Genomic DNA, 19,035 nt, shown 5'->3' with positions numbered 1-19,035 from the left:
GATGTCCCTGAAGCGGATCATCGGCTCGCACTTCGCGAACTACCGCGAGGCCTGGGAGGCCAACCGCCTCATCGCCAAGGGCAAGATCCACCCCACCCTCTCCCGCGTCTACTCCCTGGAGGAGACCGGACAGGCCGCCTACGACGTGCACCGCAACCTCCACCAGGGCAAGGTCGGCGTCCTCGCCCTCGCACCCCAAGAAGGCCTCGGCGTGCGCGACCCGCAGATGCGAGCCAGGCACATCGACGCGATCAACCGCTTCCGTAACGTCTGAGGGCTGAGGGTTCGCACATGACAGAGCGTCAGAAGGACCGGCCGTGGCTCATGCGGACCTATGCCGGTCACTCCACGGCCGAGGCGTCCAACGAGCTGTACCGGCGCAACCTCGCCAAGGGTCAGACGGGCCTCTCGGTCGCGTTCGACCTTCCCACGCAGACCGGCTACGACCCGGACCACATCCTCGCCCGCGGTGAGGTCGGCCGGGTCGGTGTCCCCGTCTCGCACGTGGGCGACATGCGGCGGCTGTTCCAGGACATCCCCCTGGACCAGATGAACACCTCGATGACGATCAACGCCACGGCCATGTGGCTTCTGGCGCTCTATCAGGTGGTCGCGGAGGAGCAGGGCGTGGACATCACGCAGCTCCAGGGGACGACGCAGAACGACATCGTCAAGGAGTACCTCTCGCGCGGGACGCACGTCTTCCCGCCGGTGCCCTCCCTCCGCCTCACCACCGACATGATCACGTACACGGTGGCGCACATCCCCAAGTGGAACCCGATCAACATCTGCAGCTACCACCTGCAGGAGGCCGGGGCCACGCCGGTGCAGGAGATCGCCTACGCGATGTCCACGGCCGTCGCCGTCCTGGACGCCGTGCGCGACTCCGGGCAGGTGCCCCCGGAGAAGTTCGGTGACGTGGTCGCCCGTATCTCCTTCTTCGTGAACGCGGGCGTCCGCTTCGTCGAGGAGATGTGCAAGATGCGGGCGTTCGGCCGCATCTGGGACCGCGTCACGCGCGAGCGGTACGGCATCACCAACCCCAAGCAGCGCCGTTTCCGCTACGGCGTGCAGGTCAACTCCCTCGGCCTGACCGAGGCGCAACCCGAGAACAACGTCCAGCGCATCGTCCTGGAGATGCTGGCCGTCACGCTCTCCAAGGACGCACGCGCGCGTGCCGTGCAGCTTCCCGCCTGGAACGAGGCCCTGGGCCTGCCCAGGCCGTGGGACCAGCAGTGGTCGCTGCGCATCCAGCAGGTGCTCGCCCTGGAGAGCGATCTCCTGGAGTACGAGGACATCTTCGAGGGAAGCCACGTCATCGAGGCCAAGGTGGAGTCCCTCGTCGAGGAGTCGCTCGCCGAGATGGACCGCATCGAGCAGATGGGCGGCGCGATGGCCGCCGTCGAGTCCGGCTACCTGAAGTCGCAGCTGGTCTCCTCGCACGCCGAGCGCAGGGCGCGCATCGAGTCGGGCGAGGAGAAGATCGTCGGCGTCAACGCCTACGAGTCGACGGAGCCGAACCCGCTCACATCGGACCTGGACACCGCGATCATGACGGTCGACCCGGCCGTCGAGAACCGCGTCGTGAAGGCGCTGGGCACCTGGCGCGACACCCGCTACCAGCCGCCGTTCAACCACCCGCGCCCCTGCAAGGCCCTGGAGCGGCTCAAGGAGGTCGCGGCAGGGACGGGCAACCTCATGGAGGCCACCCTGGAGTGCGCACGCGCCGGTGTGACGACCGGCGAGTGGGCGGGGGCCCTGCGGGAGGTCTTCGGGGAGTTCCGGGCGCCCACGGGCGTCTCCAGCGCTCCGGTGGCCGTCACCGCGGAGGCGGGCACGCCGCTCGCCCTCGTGCGCGACAAGGTCGCAAGGACCGCCGCAGACCTCGGCACCGGAAAGCTCCGCTTCCTGGTCGGCAAGCCGGGCCTGGACGGGCACTCCAACGGGGCCGAGCAGATCGCGGTGCGCGCGCGTGACGCCGGCTTCGAGGTCGTCTACCAGGGCATCAGGCTCACGCCCGAGGAGATCGTCGCCGCCGCCCTCGCCGAGGACGTGCACGCCGTGGGCCTCTCGATCCTCTCCGGCTCGCACGCGCAGCTCGTGCCGGACGTGCTGGTGCGGCTGCGCGATGCGGGCGCACCCGACATCCCCGTCATCGCGGGCGGCATCATCCCCAACAGCGACGCCGAGGACCTGAAGGCGGCGGGTGTGGCCGCCGTCTTCACCCCCAAGGACTTCGGTATCACCGAGATCATCGGCCGTATCGTCGACGAGATCCGGAAAGCGAACAAGCTCGACCCTCTGGAGGTCCCCGCATGACCGCGCCCGCCCACCCGTCGCCCGCCACCACCCCTCCAACGAGCGGCTCCGCCGCGCACCTGCCTAATCGCCTGCGCCCCCGCCGTTCGTGTCTGGCGGTCCCGGGTTCGAACCCGCGCTTCCTGGAGAAGGCCCAGGGCCTCCCCGCCGACCAGGTCTTCCTCGACCTGGAGGACGCCTGCGCGCCGCTCGCGAAGCCGGAGGCCCGGCACACCATCGTGAAGTTCCTCAACGAGGGCGACTGGACGGGCAAGACGCGTGTGGTGCGCGTCAACGACTGGACGACCGAGTGGACGTACCGCGACGTCGTCACGGTCGTGGAGGGCGCGGGCCAGAACCTCGACTGCATCATGCTGCCGAAGGTGCAGACCGCCGACCAGGTCGTCGCGCTGGACTTCCTGCTCACGCAGATCGAGAAGACGATGGGCTTTGAAGTCGGGAAGATCGGCATCGAGGCGCAGATCGAGAACGCGCAGGGCCTCAACAACGTCAACGCGATCGCGCAGGCCTCGCCGCGCGTCGAGACGATCATCTTCGGCCCGGCCGACTTCATGGCGTCCATCAACATGAAGTCGCTGGTCGTCGGCGAGCAGCCGCCCGGCTACCCGGCGGACGCCTACCACTTCATCCTGATGAAGATCCTGATGGCCGCCCGCGCCAACAACCTCCAGGCGATCGACGGCCCTTACCTCCAGATCAAGAACGTCGACGGCTACCGCGAGGTCGCTAACCGCGCCGCCGCGCTCGGCTTCGACGGCAAGTGGGTCCTGCACCCCGGCCAGGTCGACGCCGCCAACGAGGTCTTCTCGCCCTCCCAGGAGGACTACGACCACGCCGAGCTGATCCTGGACGCCTACGACTACTGCACCTCCGAGGCGGGCGGCAAGAAGGGCTCGGCGATGCTCGGCGACGAGATGATCGACGAGGCGAGCCGCAAGATGGCGCTCGTCATCTCCGGCAAGGGGCGTGCCGCGGGCATGACCCGTACCTCCAAGTTCGAGATCCCGGGGGCCTGACATGCAGTTCGGCCGCACCTACGAAGAGTTCACCGTCGGGGATGTCTACAAGCACTGGCCCGGAAAGACGGTCACCGAGTACGACGACCACCTCTTCTGCCTCCTGACGATGAACCACCACCCCCTCCACATGGACAGCAACTACGCGGAGAAGACGACCGACTTCGGGAAGAACGTCGTCGTGGGCAACTACATCTACTCGCTGCTGCTGGGCATGTCCGTGCCGGACGTCTCGGGAAAGGCGATCGCCAACCTGGAGGTCGAGTCGCTCAAGCACGTGGCGCCGACCTTCCACGGCGACACGATCTACGGCGAGACCACGGTCCTGGACAAGACGCCGTCGAAGTCCAAGTCGGACCGCGGGATCGTCCACGTGGAGACCAAGGGCTACAAGCAGGACGGCACGCTGGTCTGCGTGTTCCGCCGCAAGGTGATGGTCCCCACCGAGACGTACATCAAGGAGCGCGGCGGCGAGCAGCCCGGCCGCCCGGAGCTCCTGGACACTTCCAAGAAGACGCAGGAGAAGTAGCCATGAGCCGACTCGCGCAGACCGCAGGTCTCACGGACATCCAGCAGGAGATCCTCTCCACCGTCCGGGACTTCGTCGACAAGGAGATCATTCCGGTCGCCACGGAGCTCGAGCACCGTGACGAGTACCCGCAGGCGATCGTCGACGGCCTCAAGGAGTTGGGCCTCTTCGGGCTCATGATCCCGGAGGAGTACGGCGGTCTGGGCGAGTCGCTGCTCACGTACGCGCTGTGTGTCGAGGAGATAGCGCGTGGCTGGATGTCGGTATCCGGCATCATCAACACCCACTTCATCGTCGCCTACATGCTCAAGCAGCACGGGACGCAGGAGCAGAAGGACACCTTCCTGCCGCGGATGGCGGCCGGCGAGGTGCGCGGCGCGTTCTCCATGTCGGAGCCCGCTCTCGGCTCCGACGTGTCCGCGATCACGTCCAAGGGCGTGAAGGACGGCGACGAGTACGTGCTGAACGGTCAGAAGATGTGGCTGACCAACGGCGGCACGTCGACTCTGGTCGCCGTTCTGTGCCGGAGTGACGAAGGACACCCGGAGGGCACAGCGCCCCACAAGTCGATGACGACCTTCCTCGTCGAGAAGGAGCCCGGCTTCGGAGAGGTCCGGCCCGGCCTCACCATCCCCGGCAAGATCGACAAGATGGGTTACAAGGGCGTCGACACGACCGAACTCATCATGGACGGGCTACGAATTCCGGCCAATCGCGTGCTCGGCGGGGCCACCGGCCGAGGGTTTTACCAAATGATGGACGGTGTCGAAGTCGGCCGCGTGAATGTCGCGGCGCGTGGCTGCGGAGTCGCTCAGCGTGCATTTGAGCTCGGTGTCTCATATGCCCAGCAGCGTCACACTTTCGGCAAGGCGATCGCTCAGCACCAGGCGATCCAGTTCAAGCTGGCCGAGATGGCTACCAAGGTCGAGGCCGCTCATGCGATGATGGTGAATGCAGCACGCAAAAAGGACTCTGGTGAACGAAACGACCTCGAAGCAGGGATGGCGAAGTACCTCGCATCCGAATACTGCAAAGAAGTCGTAGAGGACGCGTTCCGGATTCATGGCGGTTACGGCTTCTCGAAGGAGTACGAGATCGAGCGCCTGTACCGTGAGGCTCCCATGCTGCTGATCGGCGAAGGTACCGCCGAGATCCAGAAAATGATCATTGGGCGGCGACTGCTCGAAGAGTATCGATTCCAGGGCTAGATGCCCGATTTGGGGTGTTTTCATCGAGAAGAAGGTCACACCCTGTCAGCACTCTTCGGCCGTCGACTCCGCTTCCTGGCTTGCCCAGTTGTGGCCAGCAACCGATACCATCCGGAAAAAGCCGCCGTCCCCCGTTCATGCGCGGCATCATCCGCTACGAAGGTCATCCATGCCCCACAGCCAAACCTCTGCACCACGCGACAGCCTCGCTGGCGTACGCCTTGCGCGCGGAGCATCGCCGTGGCTCCTGCCGACTGTCGCCACCGCGGCACTCAGCCTCGTGCGTGCGCGTCGCTCCAAGGGCGCCGCGGCCATCGCCGTGCCTGCCACCGCTCTGGCGGCGGGCATGCTGTGGTTCTTCCGCGACCCCGAGCGCGACATCGCCCAGGGCCGGGTCATCTCCCCGGCCGACGGTGTGGTGCAGAGCATCATGCCGTGGAAGGACGGGCGCACCCGCGTCGCGATCTTCATGAGCCCGCTGAACGTCCACGTCAACCGCGCGCCCCTCGCGGGCACGGTGACCTCCGTGGAGCACATCCCCGGCGGGTTCGTCCCGGCGTTCAACAAGGAGAGCGAGAACAACGAGCGCGTTGTCTGGCACTTCGACACCGAGCTCGGCGACATCGAGATGATCCAGATCGCGGGCGCGGTCGCGCGGCGCATCGTTCCTTACGTGCCGCAGGGCACGAAGGTGGAGCAAGGTGAACGGATCGGCCTGATCCGCTTCGGCTCCCGTGTTGACATCTATCTCCCCGAGGGTGTCGACGTGGACGTCGAGGTCGGTCAGAAGACCGTGGCTGGGGTGACTCGCATTGACCGTGGTTGATCCTGAGACACAAGCGGGCTGGGTGCCCGAGGCGGCCGAGGACGAGGCCGATGAGGAGATGCCTCTCTCACTGCGCCTGTCGATAGCGGACACCCTCACGCTCGGTAACGCCACGTGCGGGTTCATGGCGGTGTACTTCACCACCACCGGCATCCTCATCCCGCACCTGCAGGGCAGCAACGAAAGCGGCATGGCGCGGCACTCCGCCGCGACCGCCGTGATCCTGATGCTCTGCGCGGCCGTGTTCGATCTCTTCGACGGCCTCGTGGCGCGCAAGCTGCGGTCCTCGCCGATGGGCGCCGAGCTCGACAACCTGTCGGACCTGATCAGCTTCGGTCTGGCCCCCGCGTACTTCGTGCTCGTCTACGGCATGGTCGCCGACGACGCGCACCAGAGAGTGGCCGCGGTCGGAGCGATCGTGGTGCTGTTGGCGGTGGTGCTGCGGCTTGCGCGGTTCAGTTGCGTGACCGTGAAGGACGGCACCTTCCAGGGCATGCCATCACCCTTCGGCGCGCTCACCGTCGTCTCGATCGTGCTCCTGGAGCTGCCCTTCTGGGCGACGCTCCTTGCGATCACCGGCACGGCCTGGCTCATGGTCAGCCGCGTCGAGTACCCCAAGCCGCGGGGCCCGCTCGCGGTGGCCATGCTCGCGTGGATCGTCGCGGCCATGGGGCTGCTCGCCGCCTGGGCGTTCGACGCCCCGGGCGGACTGCTGCTCCTGCAGACCGGCTGCGCGCTCCAGGTCGTTCTCGGCGCGGTCATCCCCCTCTTCGCCACGGCGCGACGGGTGAACAACTTCCGGGACAACCGGCGTGAGGCACGAGCCGCGCAGCTGCCGTAGCGGCGCTTGAACAGTCCGAAGGGGGCCTGAACCGAATGGTTCAGGCCCCCTTCGCGTGCCCTTTACCGCCCTTCGGGTTCGTCCTCAAACGCCGGACGGGCTGAAACCTCAGCCTCCGGCCGTGTAATTCTGTGCCGCCTCGGCCGCGCCCGGCTCCCTCGCGACCTTCATGCCGCCCGTCACGCTCTTGTCGGGGCGCAGGATCACGCTTTCCTTCGAGGAGGGCGCCTTGGGGTCGCTGAAGTCCTGGGTGACGCCGAAGCCGGTGTCGTAGTCGCTGATGGTGAGGAGCGCCTTGTCGACGCCTTCACGGGTGAGGTCCTTGCTCTCGCAGGCCTTCCTGAGGGCCTCGCCGAAGATCGACGCCGCGGTCCAGCCGGCCGTCACGCCGTTGTCCAGGGCGTCCTTCGGGTAGGCCTTCTTGTAGTCGCCGACCAGCTTCTTCGCCGCGGGGGTGTCCGCGCCGATCGGGAGTGTCGGTGAGGCCACGTAGTAGTTCTTCGCGAGGGCCGGGCCCGCCTGCGTGCCCAGGAGCTGGGGTGCGAACGCCGAGTTGTTGCCGATGATCGGCACGTCGAACTTGCCCGCCGCCGCGACACCCACCAGGGAGGCCGCCTGCCGCGGACCCGCGCTGATCACGACAGCCTTCACTCCGGCCTTCTTCAGGGCGGCGACCTGGGCCGTCATGTCGTTGTCCGTGGCCTTGATCTTCTGCTCCACGACAGTGAGGCCCGACTTCTTCGCCATGTACTGCGAGCCCTTCAGCGCGTTCTCGCCGTAGTCGCCCTCGAAGTAGACATGGCCGAGCTTGTCGCCCTTCTTCAGGCCCTTCTCCTTCATCAGGAAGTCGATCGCGTTGATCGTCTCCAGGTCGTACGTCGAGCCGACGACCCGGACGTACGGGCTGCCGAGCAGGTTCGCCGACCATGCCTGCGGCAGTACGAGGCTCTTGTCCCCGTCGATCCGCTGCTTGACCGCGGCGACGAAGGGCGAGCCGATGAACTGGGCGAAGCCGAGGACGTCAGGCTCCAGCTCCGTGTACGCGGCAACCGCCTTCTGGGGGTCGTAGCCGTGGTCGCGGACGGTCAGCTTCAGCTTGCGGCCGCAGATGCCGCCGTCGGCGTTGGCCTGCTTGACGTAGAGCTGCTGGGCCTGGGTGACGCTCTTGCCGAGGGTCGCGTAGACGCCGGTCATGTCGGTGAGCACACCGAGGTTGATCGTCTTGGCGGAGACGCCGACGCCGGCCTTGACCCCGCCCGCGTCCTCCTTGTCCCCCTCACTGTCCCCCGCCTTGGAGCTGCAACCCGCCACCGCGAGCAGCGCGGCGAGCGCCGTAGCCGTCGCGGTGGCCCTTTTCGCCCTTGTCGACCTGCGTGAACTCATCGTTCCTCCCCTGATTCCCCTGAAGTTGGGCCGGACGTCGGCCTGGAGCGCCGGGCGGCGATGCTGGCCAGGCCGCCGGGCAGGAACAGCACCACCGCCACGACGGCGGCGCCGTACAGATACCGGGACGCCTCACCCGGTGTGATCCCGCCACTGCCGGGGGCCGAGACCAGGGGCAGCGCGTCGCTGTACCGGGTCAGGAGCTGCGGCAGCAGGGACACCACGGCGGCGCCCGCCACCGCGCCCGCCACCGAGCCGAGGCCGCCGATGACGATCATGGCGAGGTATTCGAGGGACAGCGTCATGCCGAAGTAGTCCGGCACGGTGCGCTGGAAGACGAGGGCGAGCAGCACCCCGGCGAGGCCCGCGTACATCGACGACAGGACGAAGACGCCCGCGCGGTAGCGGGCGACGGGCACGCCGATGACACCTGCGGCGATGCGGTGGTCGCGGATGGCGTTCATGGCACGGCCGGGTCGCCCGCGCAGCACGCCGCGGGCGAAGAGTCCGCAGCCGAGGAGGAGGACGAGACCCGCGTACCAGAGCTTCTCCGACGCACCGAACGGCACGGCGGCGACGACGAGCTCGCTGTCGTCGAAGGTGATGCCGAAGACGCTCAGGGGCGGTACGTCGCGTCCGTTGGAGCCGCCCGTCAGGTCGTGGGCGTTGAAGAGCACGTGCTGCCCGATGAAGATGAGCGCGAGGGTGGCGATGCCGAGGTAGGCCCCGCGCAGGCGTCCCGCGATGGGGCTGAAGAGGCCGCCCGCGATCCCCGCGACGACGACGGCCAGGGCAGCGGCGATCCAGGTGGGGAGCCCGAGCCCGGTCAGACCGGTGTCGCCCCCCTCCCCCGCGAAGACGCAGTATCCGTACGCGCCGATCGCGAGGAAGAAGGCGTGGCCCATGGAGAGCTGGCCGGTCGCGCCGGTGAGGAGGTTGATGCCGATCGCGCCGATCGCGGCGGCCATGGCGAACAGGCCCGCCTGGAGCCAGAACCGGTCGAGATAGAAGGGCAGGGCGAGCAGGACGACGGCGCCCGCGATCCAGACGTACATCCGGGGGCGGGGCAGCCGCCCCCGGCCTCGGGAGCGCAACTCCCTCCCACGGGCCAGGACTTCAGACACGGGCGAGCTCCTTCGTCCCGAAGAGTCCGGCGGGCCGGATGAGGAGGATGACGGTCATCACGAGGTAGGGCGCCAGGTCGCCCAACCCCCTTCCCAGGAAGGTGAGTTCGCTCTGGTAGCCGGTGGCCAGGGATTCGGTGACCCCGACCACGATCCCGCCGACGAGCGCACCGGTGGTGGAGTCGAGGCCGCCGAGAATCGCGGCGGGGAACGCCTTCAGCGCGGCGAGCGAGGTGGCCCGTTCGAGCCCCGGGGTCGGGAAGACGGTGAGGAAGAGCGCCGCCACGGCGGCAAGGCCTCCGGCCACCGCCCAGGCGCCGAGCGAGACCCGGCCCAGGCGTACGCCCATCAGGGCGGCGGTCTCCGGGCTCTCCGCTGCGGCGCGCATGGCCACGCCCCAGGAGGTGTAGCGGAAGGCGAGCAGGAAGACCGTGATGAGGAGCGCGGCGGCGACGAACGCGGCGATCCGCGTGTGGGCGATGGAGACCGACCCGATGGTGAGCACCGAGTCGCCCCAGGGGTCGCCGAGGGCGAGCACGTCGGTGCCGAGGCGGCGGGTGAGCTCGGTGGTGAGCAGGATGTCGACGCCGATCGTGACGATGGCGAGGACGCTGTGGTCGGCGCCCCGGTAGCGGCGCATGACGAGGAACTCGATGGCGGCGCCGACGACGGCGGCGCCCGCGATGCCGACGAGCAGCGCCGACCAGAAGCCGATGTCGTCGTGGAGGGACGCGGTGACGTAGCCGCCGGCCAGGAGCAGGGAGGCGTGCGCGAAGTTCACGACCTCGGTGGCGCGGAAGATGACGACGAAGCCGAGGGCGATGAGGGCGTAGACGGACCCCATGGAGAGACCGTTGAGGAGCAGCTCGACGAAGGTGTTCACGAGGTCGGCCCCTCTCCCAGGTAGGCCCGTACGACCGCCGGGTCGTTCTGTACGTCGGCCGGGGCGCCGTCGGCTATCCGGCGCCCGAAGTCCAGTACGGTCACCGCGTCCGCGAGCCGCATCACCACCCCCATGTCGTGTTCCACCAGGACGATCGAGATCCCGAGGCTGTCGCGGACGCCCGCGATGACGGCGGCCGTGCGTTGCCGTTCGTCCGCGGTCATGCCGGCGACCGGCTCGTCGAGCAGGAGCAGCCGGGGCTCCATGCACAGGGCGCGGGCCAGCTCGGCGAGTTTCTGCTGTCCGTACGGCAAGGAGCCCGCTGGGGCGTGCAGTTGGTGCTCGATGCCGACGAACGCTGCTATCTCCCGCACCCGTTCGCGATGGCTGCGCTCCTCGCGCGCGGCCGACGGGAGGCGAAGTCCCGCCGCGAGGAATCCCGTGCGGGTGAGCCGGTGGCGGCCGAGCATCAGGCTGTCGGCGACCGTCGCGCGCGGCGGCAGGGCGAGGTTCTGGAAGATCCGTGCGACGCCCAGGTCGGCGATGCGGTGCGGAGGCATCGCCGTCAGCTCGTGCTCACCGAAGCGGACGCTGCCGCCGGTGGCGTGGTACACGCCGGACAGGACGTTGAAGCAGGTGGACTTCCCCGCGCCGTTGGGCCCGATGATGGCGTGCACGGTGCCGGGCCTGACGGTGAAACTGACGGCGTCGAGCGCGGTGAGGCCCGCGAAGCGCACGGTCAACTCACGCACGTCCAGGGCGGGTACGCCTGGCTCCGCTGGTGTGGCTGCGGCTTGCTCCGGCGGTGTCGACTCGGCCGCCGAGTGGTCGTCCGTCATCGTCGGCCCGCCCATCGCCGCAGCACCGGCAGCGCGCTGACGCCGCGCGAGGCATCGGCCGCGGCGGTCTCGTCGACCACGCCGAGGTAGCGGCGACGTACCTCGTCGGACGCGGACAGCTCGTCGGCCGGGCCCGCGAGTGCCACTTCGCCCACGTCCAGAACGTACGCACGCGAGGCGAGGCGCAGGGCGAGCGCGGCGTTCTGTTCGACGAGGAGGACCGCGGTGCCCTGGGTGTTGATCTCCTGGATGGTGTCGGCGATGCGTGCCGCCATCAACGGGGCGAGCCCCAGGGAGGGTTCGTCCAGGAGCAGCAGCCTCGGTGAGGCCATCAGCGCCCTGGCCACCGCGAGCATCTGCTGCTCGCCGCCGGAGAGGAGCCCGGCCCGCTGGCCCGCGCGCTCGGCGAGCACCGGGAAGAGTTCATGGACGCGCTCCAGGGCCCTGGCCTTCGCGGCCCGGCTGCCCGCGGAGCCGAGCGCGCCCGCCCGCAGGTTGTCGGCGACGGTCATGCGGGCGAACACCCTCCTCCCTTCCGGTACTTGGGAGACTCCGGCGGCAACCACCCGGTCCGCGTGCAGCGTGTCGATGCGCCGTCCGCCGAAGTGGATGGAGCCGGTGGTGAGCGCCCCGCGGTGAAAGGCGAGGGTGCGTGAAATGGCGCGCAGGAGCGTCGACTTGCCCGCGCCGTTGCCGCCGAGCACGGCGACGACGGCGCCGTCCGGTACTTCGAGCGACACCTGGCGCAGTGCGCGCACCGGCCCGTATCCGACTGACGCGTCCTGTACGACCAGCCCGGAACCACCCACCTGGGACCCCCCTGTCCTGTTGCCTGCCCAGCTGCCTGCTGCCTGCTGCCTGCTGCCTTGTCTGGCCTGCCCATGGCGCTCGGCCGCCCGTGCCCCACGGCCCTCCGCGTGGCGCTCAGCCCAGCACCGCGACGCCCGCCCGTCCACGGCCTGTGTTCGAATCGCTGCGGGTGACCAGCGGGACCGGCCGCCCGTTGTGCACGGGCACAACACCCCGTGTCAGGGGCCTGCCAGGGGTGGCCGGGCGGTGGCATCCTCCGCAGCACGGAGGCACGGCGGGCGGCGGCGATGGGGGCACCATGAGCGGACGCAGGCCACGGACGGGACACGACTGGAAGGTGCTCGAGGAGGCGTGCGCGGCGCTGAAGCCGCGCATCCCCGAGCTGGTGGACGAACATCTGCGGCAGCTCTTGGAGCACTCGCCGGTGTACGCGCGGGTGCTGCCGTACGACCAGCAGTGGCGGGAGGCGGAGGACGCGATGCGCATCGGCATCGAGACGATCTCGGCGCCGCGTGCCTCGCCGCGCCGGGATCTGGAGTACGCGGAGGAGGCCGGCAGGCGCCGGGCCCAGCAGGGCCTGCCGCTCGACCTGGTGGTGCACTCGTACCGCAACGCGGGCTATCTGGTCTGGGACTCGCTGCTCGAAGGCACCGTGGGGCAGGATCCGGAGAAGCTCGCGGTCCTGATGCGGTCGGCGACGATGGTGTGGTCGGCGGTCGACGCGCAGGCGGCGGCCGCGTCCGACGCGTACCGGGCGACGGAGATGGAGCTTCGGCGCCGCACCGACGAGCAGCTGCAGGCGCTGCTCGACGCGCTCCTGGAGGGCCAGTCCGTCCCCGGCCTCGCTTCGCAGGTGGCCGCGGGGCTCGATCTGCCGGAGCGCGGGCCGTACGCGGTGGTGGTCCTGCGCGCCGAGCGGCGGGACGGGCGGGCCGCGTTCCACCGGCAGATCCAGCGGGCCGGGTTCCGCTTCGTCTGGCGGATGCGGACGGACCGGGAGGTGGGGGTGGTGGCGCTCGGCGAGGAGGAGGGTCTGGACGAGCTTGCCGCCGCGCTGGACGGGCGGTGCCCCGGGCCCGGTGGCATCAGCCCCGTGGTGGCGGGGCTCTCCGAACTCGGCCACGCGCGGCGCCTCGCCGAGCTCGCCCTGCGTACGTGCGCGCCGGACGCGACCGGGATCGTACGGCTCGACCAGCGGATGCCGACGGCGTTGGTGGTGAGCCAGCCGGAGCTGGCGGGGCGCCTGGTGTCGGACGTCTTCGGAGAGCTGCTCGCGCTGGAACCGGCGGACCGGGCGGTACTCCTGGAAACGCTGGACGCGTGGCTGCTGTGCGAGGGGTCGGCGGGGCGGGCCGCGGGGCGGCTCTACTGCCACCGGAACACGGTGTTCAACCGCCTCCGGCGCCTGGAGCAACTGACGTCGAGGTCGCTGGCACGCCCACGGGACCTGATGGAGATGACCCTGGCCCTCGACGCGTATCGGCTGGCGCCGGGCTAGAGCGGGGGTTTCCTTTCCCCGCGGCCCGGGGGTCCCCGCGGCCCAGGGGTCCCCGCGGCCCGGGGGCGCCGCCATCACCGGCTACGCCGAGTTCGTCCTCAAACGCCGGACAGGCTGAAACCCCCCGCCCCCGCCAGAGGCACGGAACCCCCGCCGACCCGAGGGTGCACTCGGCCCCCGCAAGGGGCGCGAGGAACTGCGCGAGAAACCCCCACCGACCCCAGGCGTACCCAACCGACGCCCAGACCCCACAAGGGGCGCGGGGAACTGCGCGGGCAACCCCCACCGCCCGACACGCACCCAACTGACCCTCAGACCCCGCAAGGGGCGCGAGGAACTGCGCGAGAAACCCCCACCGGCCCGAGGGAGACCCGCGCCCCCAGCACCCCGCCTACCGCAGGAAATCGCGGGCGATCCCCTCCGCCACCGTTTCCAGGATCGGCCCCGCCTCGGCAATGCACCGGGCCACGTCCGGCTCCACGTCAGTGAGCGCGTACGCCCGCCGGATGCCCGCCTTGCCCAGGGCCTCGGCCGGCAGGGCCAGGCGACCGCAGACCGCCACGACCTCCACGCCCGCCTGGCGGGCCGCCGAAGCGACCCCCGCGGGAGCCTTGCCGTGGAGGGTCTGCTCGTCCAGCGAGCCCTCCCCGGTGATCACCAGCGACGCCCGCGCGAGGGCGGGCGCGAAGCCGAGGACGTCCAGCATGACCTCGATCCCGGGGCGGAAGCTCGCGCCGAGCCCGACGAGGGCTCCGTAGCCGATGCCGCCCGCGGCCCCGGCCCCAGGAGACTCGGCGTACTCCAAAGCGGCGGAGCCCACCGACTCGGAGAGCACCTGCGCGAAGCGCGCGAGCGCCGCGTCCAGCTCGGCGACGTCCTCCGGGGTCGCCCCCTTCTGCGGCCCGTACACCGCGGGGGCGCCCTTCGGTCCTGTCAGCGGGTTGTCCACGTCGCTGGCCAGGACCAGGTCGACCGAGGCGAACCGCTCGTCGAGCCCGGACAGGTCCGCCGTGGCCAGCGAGGCCAGCGGGCCGCCGCCCGGTGCCACCGGCACCCCGGCCGCGTCCAGGAAGACCGCGCCCAGCGCGGCCAGCATCCCGGCCCCGCCGTCCGTCGTCGCACTGCCTCCGACCCCGAAGACGATGGTCCGCGCGCCCGCGTCGAGCGCGGCGCGCAGCAGCTCCCCGGAGCCGTACGTCGTGGACGTGAGCGGCGCGAAGACACCCTCGGGCAGCAGCTGGAGGCCGGACGCCTCCGCCATCTCCACCACCGCGGTCCCGTCCCGCAGCGCGTACGCCGCGGTGACCTCGTCGCCGAGCGGCCCCGTCACCCGTACCTCGCGGCGCTCGAAACCGGCCGCGACCGCCGCGGCGACCGTGCCGTCGCCGCCGTCGGCCACCGGCAGGGCCTCCACCTCCACCTGCGGGGCGACACGGCGCAGCCCGGCCGTCACCCGCTCCGCGACCTGCACGGCCGTGAGTGAGCCCTTGAACTTGTCCGCGGCGATGAGCACATGCCCCGCCGTCCCAGCAGCGTCCGCCACCTTGCATCCCCTTGCTTTCCGGGCCTTGCTCGCGTCAAGGCAGTCGCGCCGCTGCGACCATAACCGCAGGAGGGGCCGCCTGCCCATGGCCGCCCGCATTTCGGAGGACTTCATTCCGCCCTCAAATCAGCGTAAGGCGACACAAAGCGGTACAGCGTGCTCGCAGAAATGATCGATCAACGACCTCAAGATCAGCCGCCCGGACGAGAACCAGACAAACGTCTCGCGCTCCGCGCCGAACCGGTCACGCAGACCGCGCACAACCGGCCCGGATTCGGTAGACCGGACGCATGACCCCAGCGCATACGGAACTCTCCGACCGTGCCCTCGCCGACCGCGTCCTCGGCGGCTGGATCGGGCGGATCGCGGGCAACATGCTCGGCAAACCCATTGAGCGGGGCGACTACTGGACGCGTGAGCGCATCGAGCGTTACCTGCGGCAGGCCGACGCGCTGCCGCTCACCGACTACCTGCCCGAACCCCCCTCCTGGGTCGAGGAGTTCCAGCTGCGGCCCGAGTGGCAGCAGTGTGTACGCGGCAAGGTGCACGGCAGCTGCCGTGACGACGACATCGACTACGCGATCCTCGGGCTGCACCTCCTGGAGACGCACGGGTTCACCTTCAGCACCGAACAGGTCGGCGAGCTGTGGCTGTTGCGCCTGCCCTATCTGCAGACGTTCACCGCGGAGCGCGCCGCGTACCGGAATCTCGCGAACGGACTCAAGCCGCCGCTCACCGCGACGTACGAGAACTCCTGCCAGGAGTGGATCGGCGCCCTCATCCGTGCCGACATCTTCGGCTGGACGAACCCCGGCGCACCGCGCCGGGCGGCCTCCCTCGCCCGCCGCGACGCCGTGCTCTCGCACACCGGCAACGGCGTCTACGGGGCGATGTGGGCGGCGGCGCTCGTCTCGGCGGCCTTCACGTCGGCGACACCGCGCGCCGCCCTCGACACGGCGTTCGGCGTGATCCCGTCCAGCTGCCGGCTCGCCCGTACGGTGCGCCGGGTCGTCACGCTCCACGAGGCCGGGCTCAGCTGGGAGGAGACACTGGCCACCACCGAGTCGGAGACCTCCGGGCTCGGCTGGATCCACGCGGTGCCGAACTCGGCCGTCCTGACCGCCGGACTCCTGTACGGCGACGGCGACTTCACCCGCACCATCGCCCTGACGGTGCGCGGCGGCCTCGACACCGACTCGAACGGCGCGACCGCCGGGTCCTTCGCGGGAGTGCTGTGCGGGGCCGAGGCGATCCCCGCGCAGTGGCGTGACCCGCTCGAAGACCGGGTGCGCAGTGCGGTGTTCGGCTTCGACGGGGCACGGATCAGCGAACTCGCGGCACGGACCGTGGAGCTGTCTACCCTTTCCACATGACCATCCAGGATTACGCCACGTACATCGCGGGCCTCCCCCGCGTCATCGCCGGGGCCGCCGCGCTCTTGCGGGACTCCGAGGGGCGGGTACTCCTCGTCGAGCCCAACTACCGCGACGGGTGGGCCCTGCCCGGCGGCACCATCGAGTCGGACGAGGGCGAGACACCGCGCCAGGGGGCACGCCGCGAGACCGCCGAGGAGATCGGCCTGGACGTAGAGCTGGGGGCGCTGCTCGCGGTGGACTGGGTGCGGGGCACGGCCCGGCCTCCGCTGGTCGCCTACCTCTACGACGGCGGGGTGCTCGGCGACGACCGGCTGAAGTCGATCAAACTCCAGGAGGAGGAGCTGATCTCCTGGCGTCTGGTGGCCCGCGAGGACCTTGCGGAGTTCCTGCCCCACGAGCTGGGGTTGCGGGTGCGGGCCGGGCTCGAGGCGCTCGACGCGGGGACGGGGCCGGTAGAGCTGGAGGACGGGCTGCGGTCCTGCTGACCGCCCGTCCCGTCAGCTCGCCTCGCGTTCAGAAGAGAGCGTCCTCGCTCCCCAGCGCCGCGCCCTCGAAGGCCAGCAGGCGCTGCTTGCGGTCGAGTCCGCCGCCGTAGCCGGTCAGGGAGCCACCCGCGCCGATCACCCGGTGGCAGGGGACGATGACCCCGATCGGATTCTTGCCGTTGGCCAGGCCGACCGCGCGTGAGGCGTTGGGCTTGCCGAGCATGGCCGCGAGCTCGCCGTACGTGCGCGTCTCGCCGTACGGGATCAGCTGCAGCTGCTGCCAGACGGTGCGCTGGAACGGCGTGCCGTCGAGGCGCATCGGCAGGTCGAACTCCGTCAACTCGCCCGCGAAGTACGCCTCCAGCTGGCTGATCGTCTCGCCGAACGGGCTCGCGTCGCGGTCGCCGAAGGTCTCTTCGGGTGGGCGGTGGCGCTGCTCTGTCATAAAGAGACCACTGAGGACACCATCGGTGGCGACGAGGGTCAGGGGGCCGTAGGGACTGTCGATGAGGGTGTGTCGGCGGTGGCGGTGGCGGTGCATGGAGCTTGTCCTCTCGGGCCGGCACTCAGGCCGGGATGGCGTTGATGGGGTGGGCGTCGGTGGCCCACAGGTACTGGACCGCGTACGCCCGCCAGGGGCGCCAGGCCGCGGCCCGGCCGGTGAGCGCCGCCGGGGTGTGCGGCAGGCCGAGCTCCTGTGCCGCCCTGCGGATCCCGAGGTCGGTGGGGAGGAAGGCGTCGGGGTCGCCGAGCGCCCGCATCGCGATGACCTCGACGGTCCAGGGGCCGAAGCCGGGCAGTTCGGTGAGCCGGGTGCGGGCCTCCTCCCAGTCGCTCTCCACGCCGAGCCGGAGTGATCCGTCGGCGAGATGGCGTACGAGCGTGGTCAGGGTGGACCGGCGGCTGCACGGCAGCGCGAGCGCCTCGGGGTCGAGCGCGGCCAGGGCTTCCGGCGCCGGGAAGAGGTGGGTGAGGCCGCCCTCGGGGTCGTCGAGCGGCTCACCGTGTGCGGTGACCAGACGAGCGGCGTGGGTACGGGCGGCGGCCGTGGAGACCTGCTGGCCGAGTACCGCGCGCACGGCGAACTCCGCCTCGTCGACCGTGCGCGGCACCCGGCGCCCCGGCGCCTTGGCCACGAGGGGTGCGAGCGACGGGTCGGCGCTCAGCCACTCGTCCACCGCGACGGGGTCCGCGTCCAGGTCGAGCATGCGGCGGCAGCGGCTGATGGCGATCGTGAGGTCGCGCATGTCGGTGAGGCTGAGGCGGCAGGCGATGTGGTCAGGGGTGGGGGTGAGAGCGACGACTCCGTGGCCGTAGGGGAGGCGGAGCGTGCGGCGGTACGCGCCGTCGCGCCACTCCTCGACACCGGGTACGGCGGTGGCGATGAGGTGGCCGAAGAGGTTGTCAGGGTTGAGCGGGGCGCGGAAAGGGAGGCGGAGCGAGAGCGCGCCTGATGCCGTCGTGGCGCCCTGAGGAGCACGGGCCCGCAGTTCGCCGGGGGCGAGGGCGAAGACTTCACGGACGGTCTCGTTGAAGGTGCGGATCGAGGAGAAACCCGCGGCGAAGGCGATGTCCGCCATGGGCAGGGGGGTCGTCTCGATGAGGAGACGGGCGGTCTGGGCGCGCTGGGCCCTGGCCAGGGCGAGGGGTCCCGCGCCGAGTTCCGCGAGGAGCTGCCGTTCCACCTGGCGGATGCTGTAGCCGAGGCGGGTGGCGAGGCCGGGAACGCCGTCACGGTCGACGACTCCGTCCGCGATGAGGCGCATCGCGCGTGCCACGAGGTCGGCGCGCTGATTCCACTCGGGGGAACCCGGGCTGCTGTCCGGCCGGCACCGCTTGCAGGCCCGGAACCCTTCCTGCTGGCAGGCTGCCGCGCTCGGGTAGAAGCTCATGTTCTCGGGCTTCGGAGGGACCACGGGGCAGCTGGGGCGGCAGTAGATACGGGTGGTGAGCACCGCGGTGTAGAACCATCCGTCGAACCGGGCGTCCTTCGACTGCACGGCACGCACGCAGCGCTCGGTGTCGGTGTGCATGGAGGGGGGTGGGGTGCTGGTCGCGGTGGTGGTGGTCGCGGTGGTGGTGGCCATGCCTCAAGGGTCGGGCATGGGGGGCGGGGCAGCTGGCGAGAATCCGACATGGACGTCCGACATAAGTGCCGGTCCGTCTGTGGGTGCGGGGCCGCGCCGGTATGTCCGTCCTCGCTAGCGTCCGGTGAGCGCCTTGGTGCTTCGGCGAGGGAGCGCCGCGAACCGTGCTCCGGGCAGACATACCGACACGTCCCCTCCCGCGCGCTGCCGACTGCGGGCAATCGGTGGCTGATCGCTGCGGGGCAGTCGGGTGGGGTGGGCGGGAAGG

The 19,035-nt window shown here is 70.3% G+C and carries 17 protein-coding genes and 1 pseudogene; 10 read left to right on the top strand and 8 right to left on the bottom strand.

Features of this window, described 5'->3' with window-relative positions:
* The 7 genes and pseudogenes from ACZ5WE_RS36120 to pssA all read left to right on the top strand — a co-directional run.
* A pseudogene (locus ACZ5WE_RS36120) lies at positions 1 to 274 on the top strand (crotonyl-CoA carboxylase/reductase); the annotation flags it as partial.
* Positions 275 to 291: 17 nt separating this feature from the next.
* Positions 292 to 2,319, top strand: a complete 2,028-nt coding sequence (locus tag ACZ5WE_RS36115) for a protein meaA (protein ID WP_467695572.1) — start codon at positions 292 to 294, stop codon at positions 2,317 to 2,319.
* Positions 2,316 to 3,335 carry an HpcH/HpaI aldolase/citrate lyase family protein gene (locus ACZ5WE_RS36110; protein ID WP_467695571.1) on the top strand — a complete coding sequence of 340 codons (1,020 nt, stop codon included), beginning with the start codon at positions 2,316 to 2,318 and terminating at the stop codon, positions 3,333 to 3,335. Before ACZ5WE_RS36115 ends, ACZ5WE_RS36110 begins: the two co-directional genes overlap by 4 nt.
* A gap of 1 nt (position 3,336) precedes the next feature.
* Positions 3,337 to 3,864, top strand: coding sequence for a MaoC family dehydratase (locus tag ACZ5WE_RS36105; protein WP_467695569.1), 528 nt, complete (start codon positions 3,337 to 3,339; stop codon positions 3,862 to 3,864).
* Positions 3,865 to 3,866: 2 nt separating this feature from the next.
* A complete protein-coding gene (locus ACZ5WE_RS36100) occupies positions 3,867 to 5,072 on the top strand; it encodes an acyl-CoA dehydrogenase family protein (protein ID WP_467695567.1) in 1,206 nt (401 codons plus the stop codon).
* A 169-nt stretch (positions 5,073 to 5,241) separates the two neighbouring features.
* Positions 5,242 to 5,898 (top strand): phosphatidylserine decarboxylase, encoded by a 657-nt coding sequence (locus tag ACZ5WE_RS36095; protein WP_344528702.1) that lies wholly within the window; start codon positions 5,242 to 5,244, stop codon positions 5,896 to 5,898.
* Positions 5,885 to 6,739, top strand: coding sequence for a CDP-diacylglycerol--serine O-phosphatidyltransferase (pssA, locus tag ACZ5WE_RS36090; protein ID WP_160508244.1), 855 nt, complete (start codon positions 5,885 to 5,887; stop codon positions 6,737 to 6,739). The genes ACZ5WE_RS36095 and pssA overlap by 14 nt, the downstream gene beginning before the upstream one ends.
* Positions 6,740 to 6,847: 108 nt before the next feature.
* Here the strand turns inward: pssA and ACZ5WE_RS36085 are convergent, their stop codons facing one another.
* Genes ACZ5WE_RS36085 through ACZ5WE_RS36065 form a run of 5 tightly spaced genes read right to left on the bottom strand, consistent with a single transcriptional unit; the run spans position 6,848 to position 11,777 of the window.
* The gene (locus ACZ5WE_RS36085; protein WP_467695565.1) at positions 6,848 to 8,122 is read right to left on the bottom strand and encodes an ABC transporter substrate-binding protein; all 1,275 of its coding nucleotides are present in this window, start codon (positions 8,120 to 8,122) and stop codon (positions 6,848 to 6,850) included.
* Positions 8,119 to 9,246, bottom strand: coding sequence for a branched-chain amino acid ABC transporter permease (locus ACZ5WE_RS36080; RefSeq protein ID WP_467695563.1), 1,128 nt, complete (start codon positions 9,244 to 9,246; stop codon positions 8,119 to 8,121). The genes ACZ5WE_RS36085 and ACZ5WE_RS36080 overlap by 4 nt, the downstream gene beginning before the upstream one ends.
* A complete protein-coding gene (locus tag ACZ5WE_RS36075) occupies positions 9,239 to 10,129 on the bottom strand; it encodes a branched-chain amino acid ABC transporter permease (RefSeq protein WP_467695561.1) in 891 nt (296 codons plus the stop codon). The genes ACZ5WE_RS36080 and ACZ5WE_RS36075 overlap by 8 nt, the downstream gene beginning before the upstream one ends.
* The gene (locus ACZ5WE_RS36070; protein WP_467695559.1) at positions 10,126 to 10,968 is read right to left on the bottom strand and encodes an ABC transporter ATP-binding protein; all 843 of its coding nucleotides are present in this window, start codon (positions 10,966 to 10,968) and stop codon (positions 10,126 to 10,128) included. The genes ACZ5WE_RS36075 and ACZ5WE_RS36070 overlap by 4 nt, the downstream gene beginning before the upstream one ends.
* Positions 10,965 to 11,777, bottom strand: coding sequence for an ABC transporter ATP-binding protein (locus tag ACZ5WE_RS36065; protein ID WP_467695557.1), 813 nt, complete (start codon positions 11,775 to 11,777; stop codon positions 10,965 to 10,967). The genes ACZ5WE_RS36070 and ACZ5WE_RS36065 overlap by 4 nt, the downstream gene beginning before the upstream one ends.
* Before the next feature lie 299 nt (positions 11,778 to 12,076).
* Between ACZ5WE_RS36065 and ACZ5WE_RS36060 the strand changes: the two genes are divergently transcribed.
* A complete protein-coding gene (locus ACZ5WE_RS36060) occupies positions 12,077 to 13,276 on the top strand; it encodes a PucR family transcriptional regulator (protein WP_467695556.1) in 1,200 nt (399 codons plus the stop codon).
* A 391-nt stretch (positions 13,277 to 13,667) separates the two neighbouring features.
* Here the strand turns inward: ACZ5WE_RS36060 and ACZ5WE_RS36055 are convergent, their stop codons facing one another.
* Positions 13,668 to 14,819 carry a glycerate kinase gene (locus ACZ5WE_RS36055; protein ID WP_467695554.1) on the bottom strand — a complete coding sequence of 384 codons (1,152 nt, stop codon included), beginning with the start codon at positions 14,817 to 14,819 and terminating at the stop codon, positions 13,668 to 13,670.
* Between the two features lie 290 nt (positions 14,820 to 15,109).
* Here ACZ5WE_RS36055 and ACZ5WE_RS36050 point away from each other — a divergent pair, with 290 nt between their 5' ends.
* On the top strand, positions 15,110 to 16,192 hold the full coding sequence (locus ACZ5WE_RS36050; RefSeq protein ID WP_467695553.1) for an ADP-ribosylglycohydrolase family protein: 1,083 nt from the start codon (positions 15,110 to 15,112) through the stop codon (positions 16,190 to 16,192).
* The gene (locus tag ACZ5WE_RS36045; RefSeq protein ID WP_467695551.1) at positions 16,189 to 16,680 is read left to right on the top strand and encodes an NUDIX domain-containing protein; all 492 of its coding nucleotides are present in this window, start codon (positions 16,189 to 16,191) and stop codon (positions 16,678 to 16,680) included. Before ACZ5WE_RS36050 ends, ACZ5WE_RS36045 begins: the two co-directional genes overlap by 4 nt.
* A gap of 28 nt (positions 16,681 to 16,708) precedes the next feature.
* On the opposite strand, the gene ACZ5WE_RS36040 is transcribed toward ACZ5WE_RS36045, so the two are convergent.
* Positions 16,709 to 17,221 (bottom strand): methylated-DNA--[protein]-cysteine S-methyltransferase, encoded by a 513-nt coding sequence (locus ACZ5WE_RS36040; RefSeq protein WP_467695550.1) that lies wholly within the window; start codon positions 17,219 to 17,221, stop codon positions 16,709 to 16,711.
* Between the two features lie 25 nt (positions 17,222 to 17,246).
* Entirely contained in the window at positions 17,247 to 18,713 is a 1,467-nt protein-coding gene (locus ACZ5WE_RS36035; protein ID WP_467695582.1) for an AlkA N-terminal domain-containing protein, read from the bottom strand.
* Positions 18,714 to 19,035: the final 322 nt, after the last annotated feature.

This window comes from Streptomyces sp. NPDC033180, from assembly GCF_055577645.1.
The sequence above is the reverse complement of the archived record's forward strand: the minus strand, read 5'-3'. Positions and strand labels throughout refer to the sequence as shown.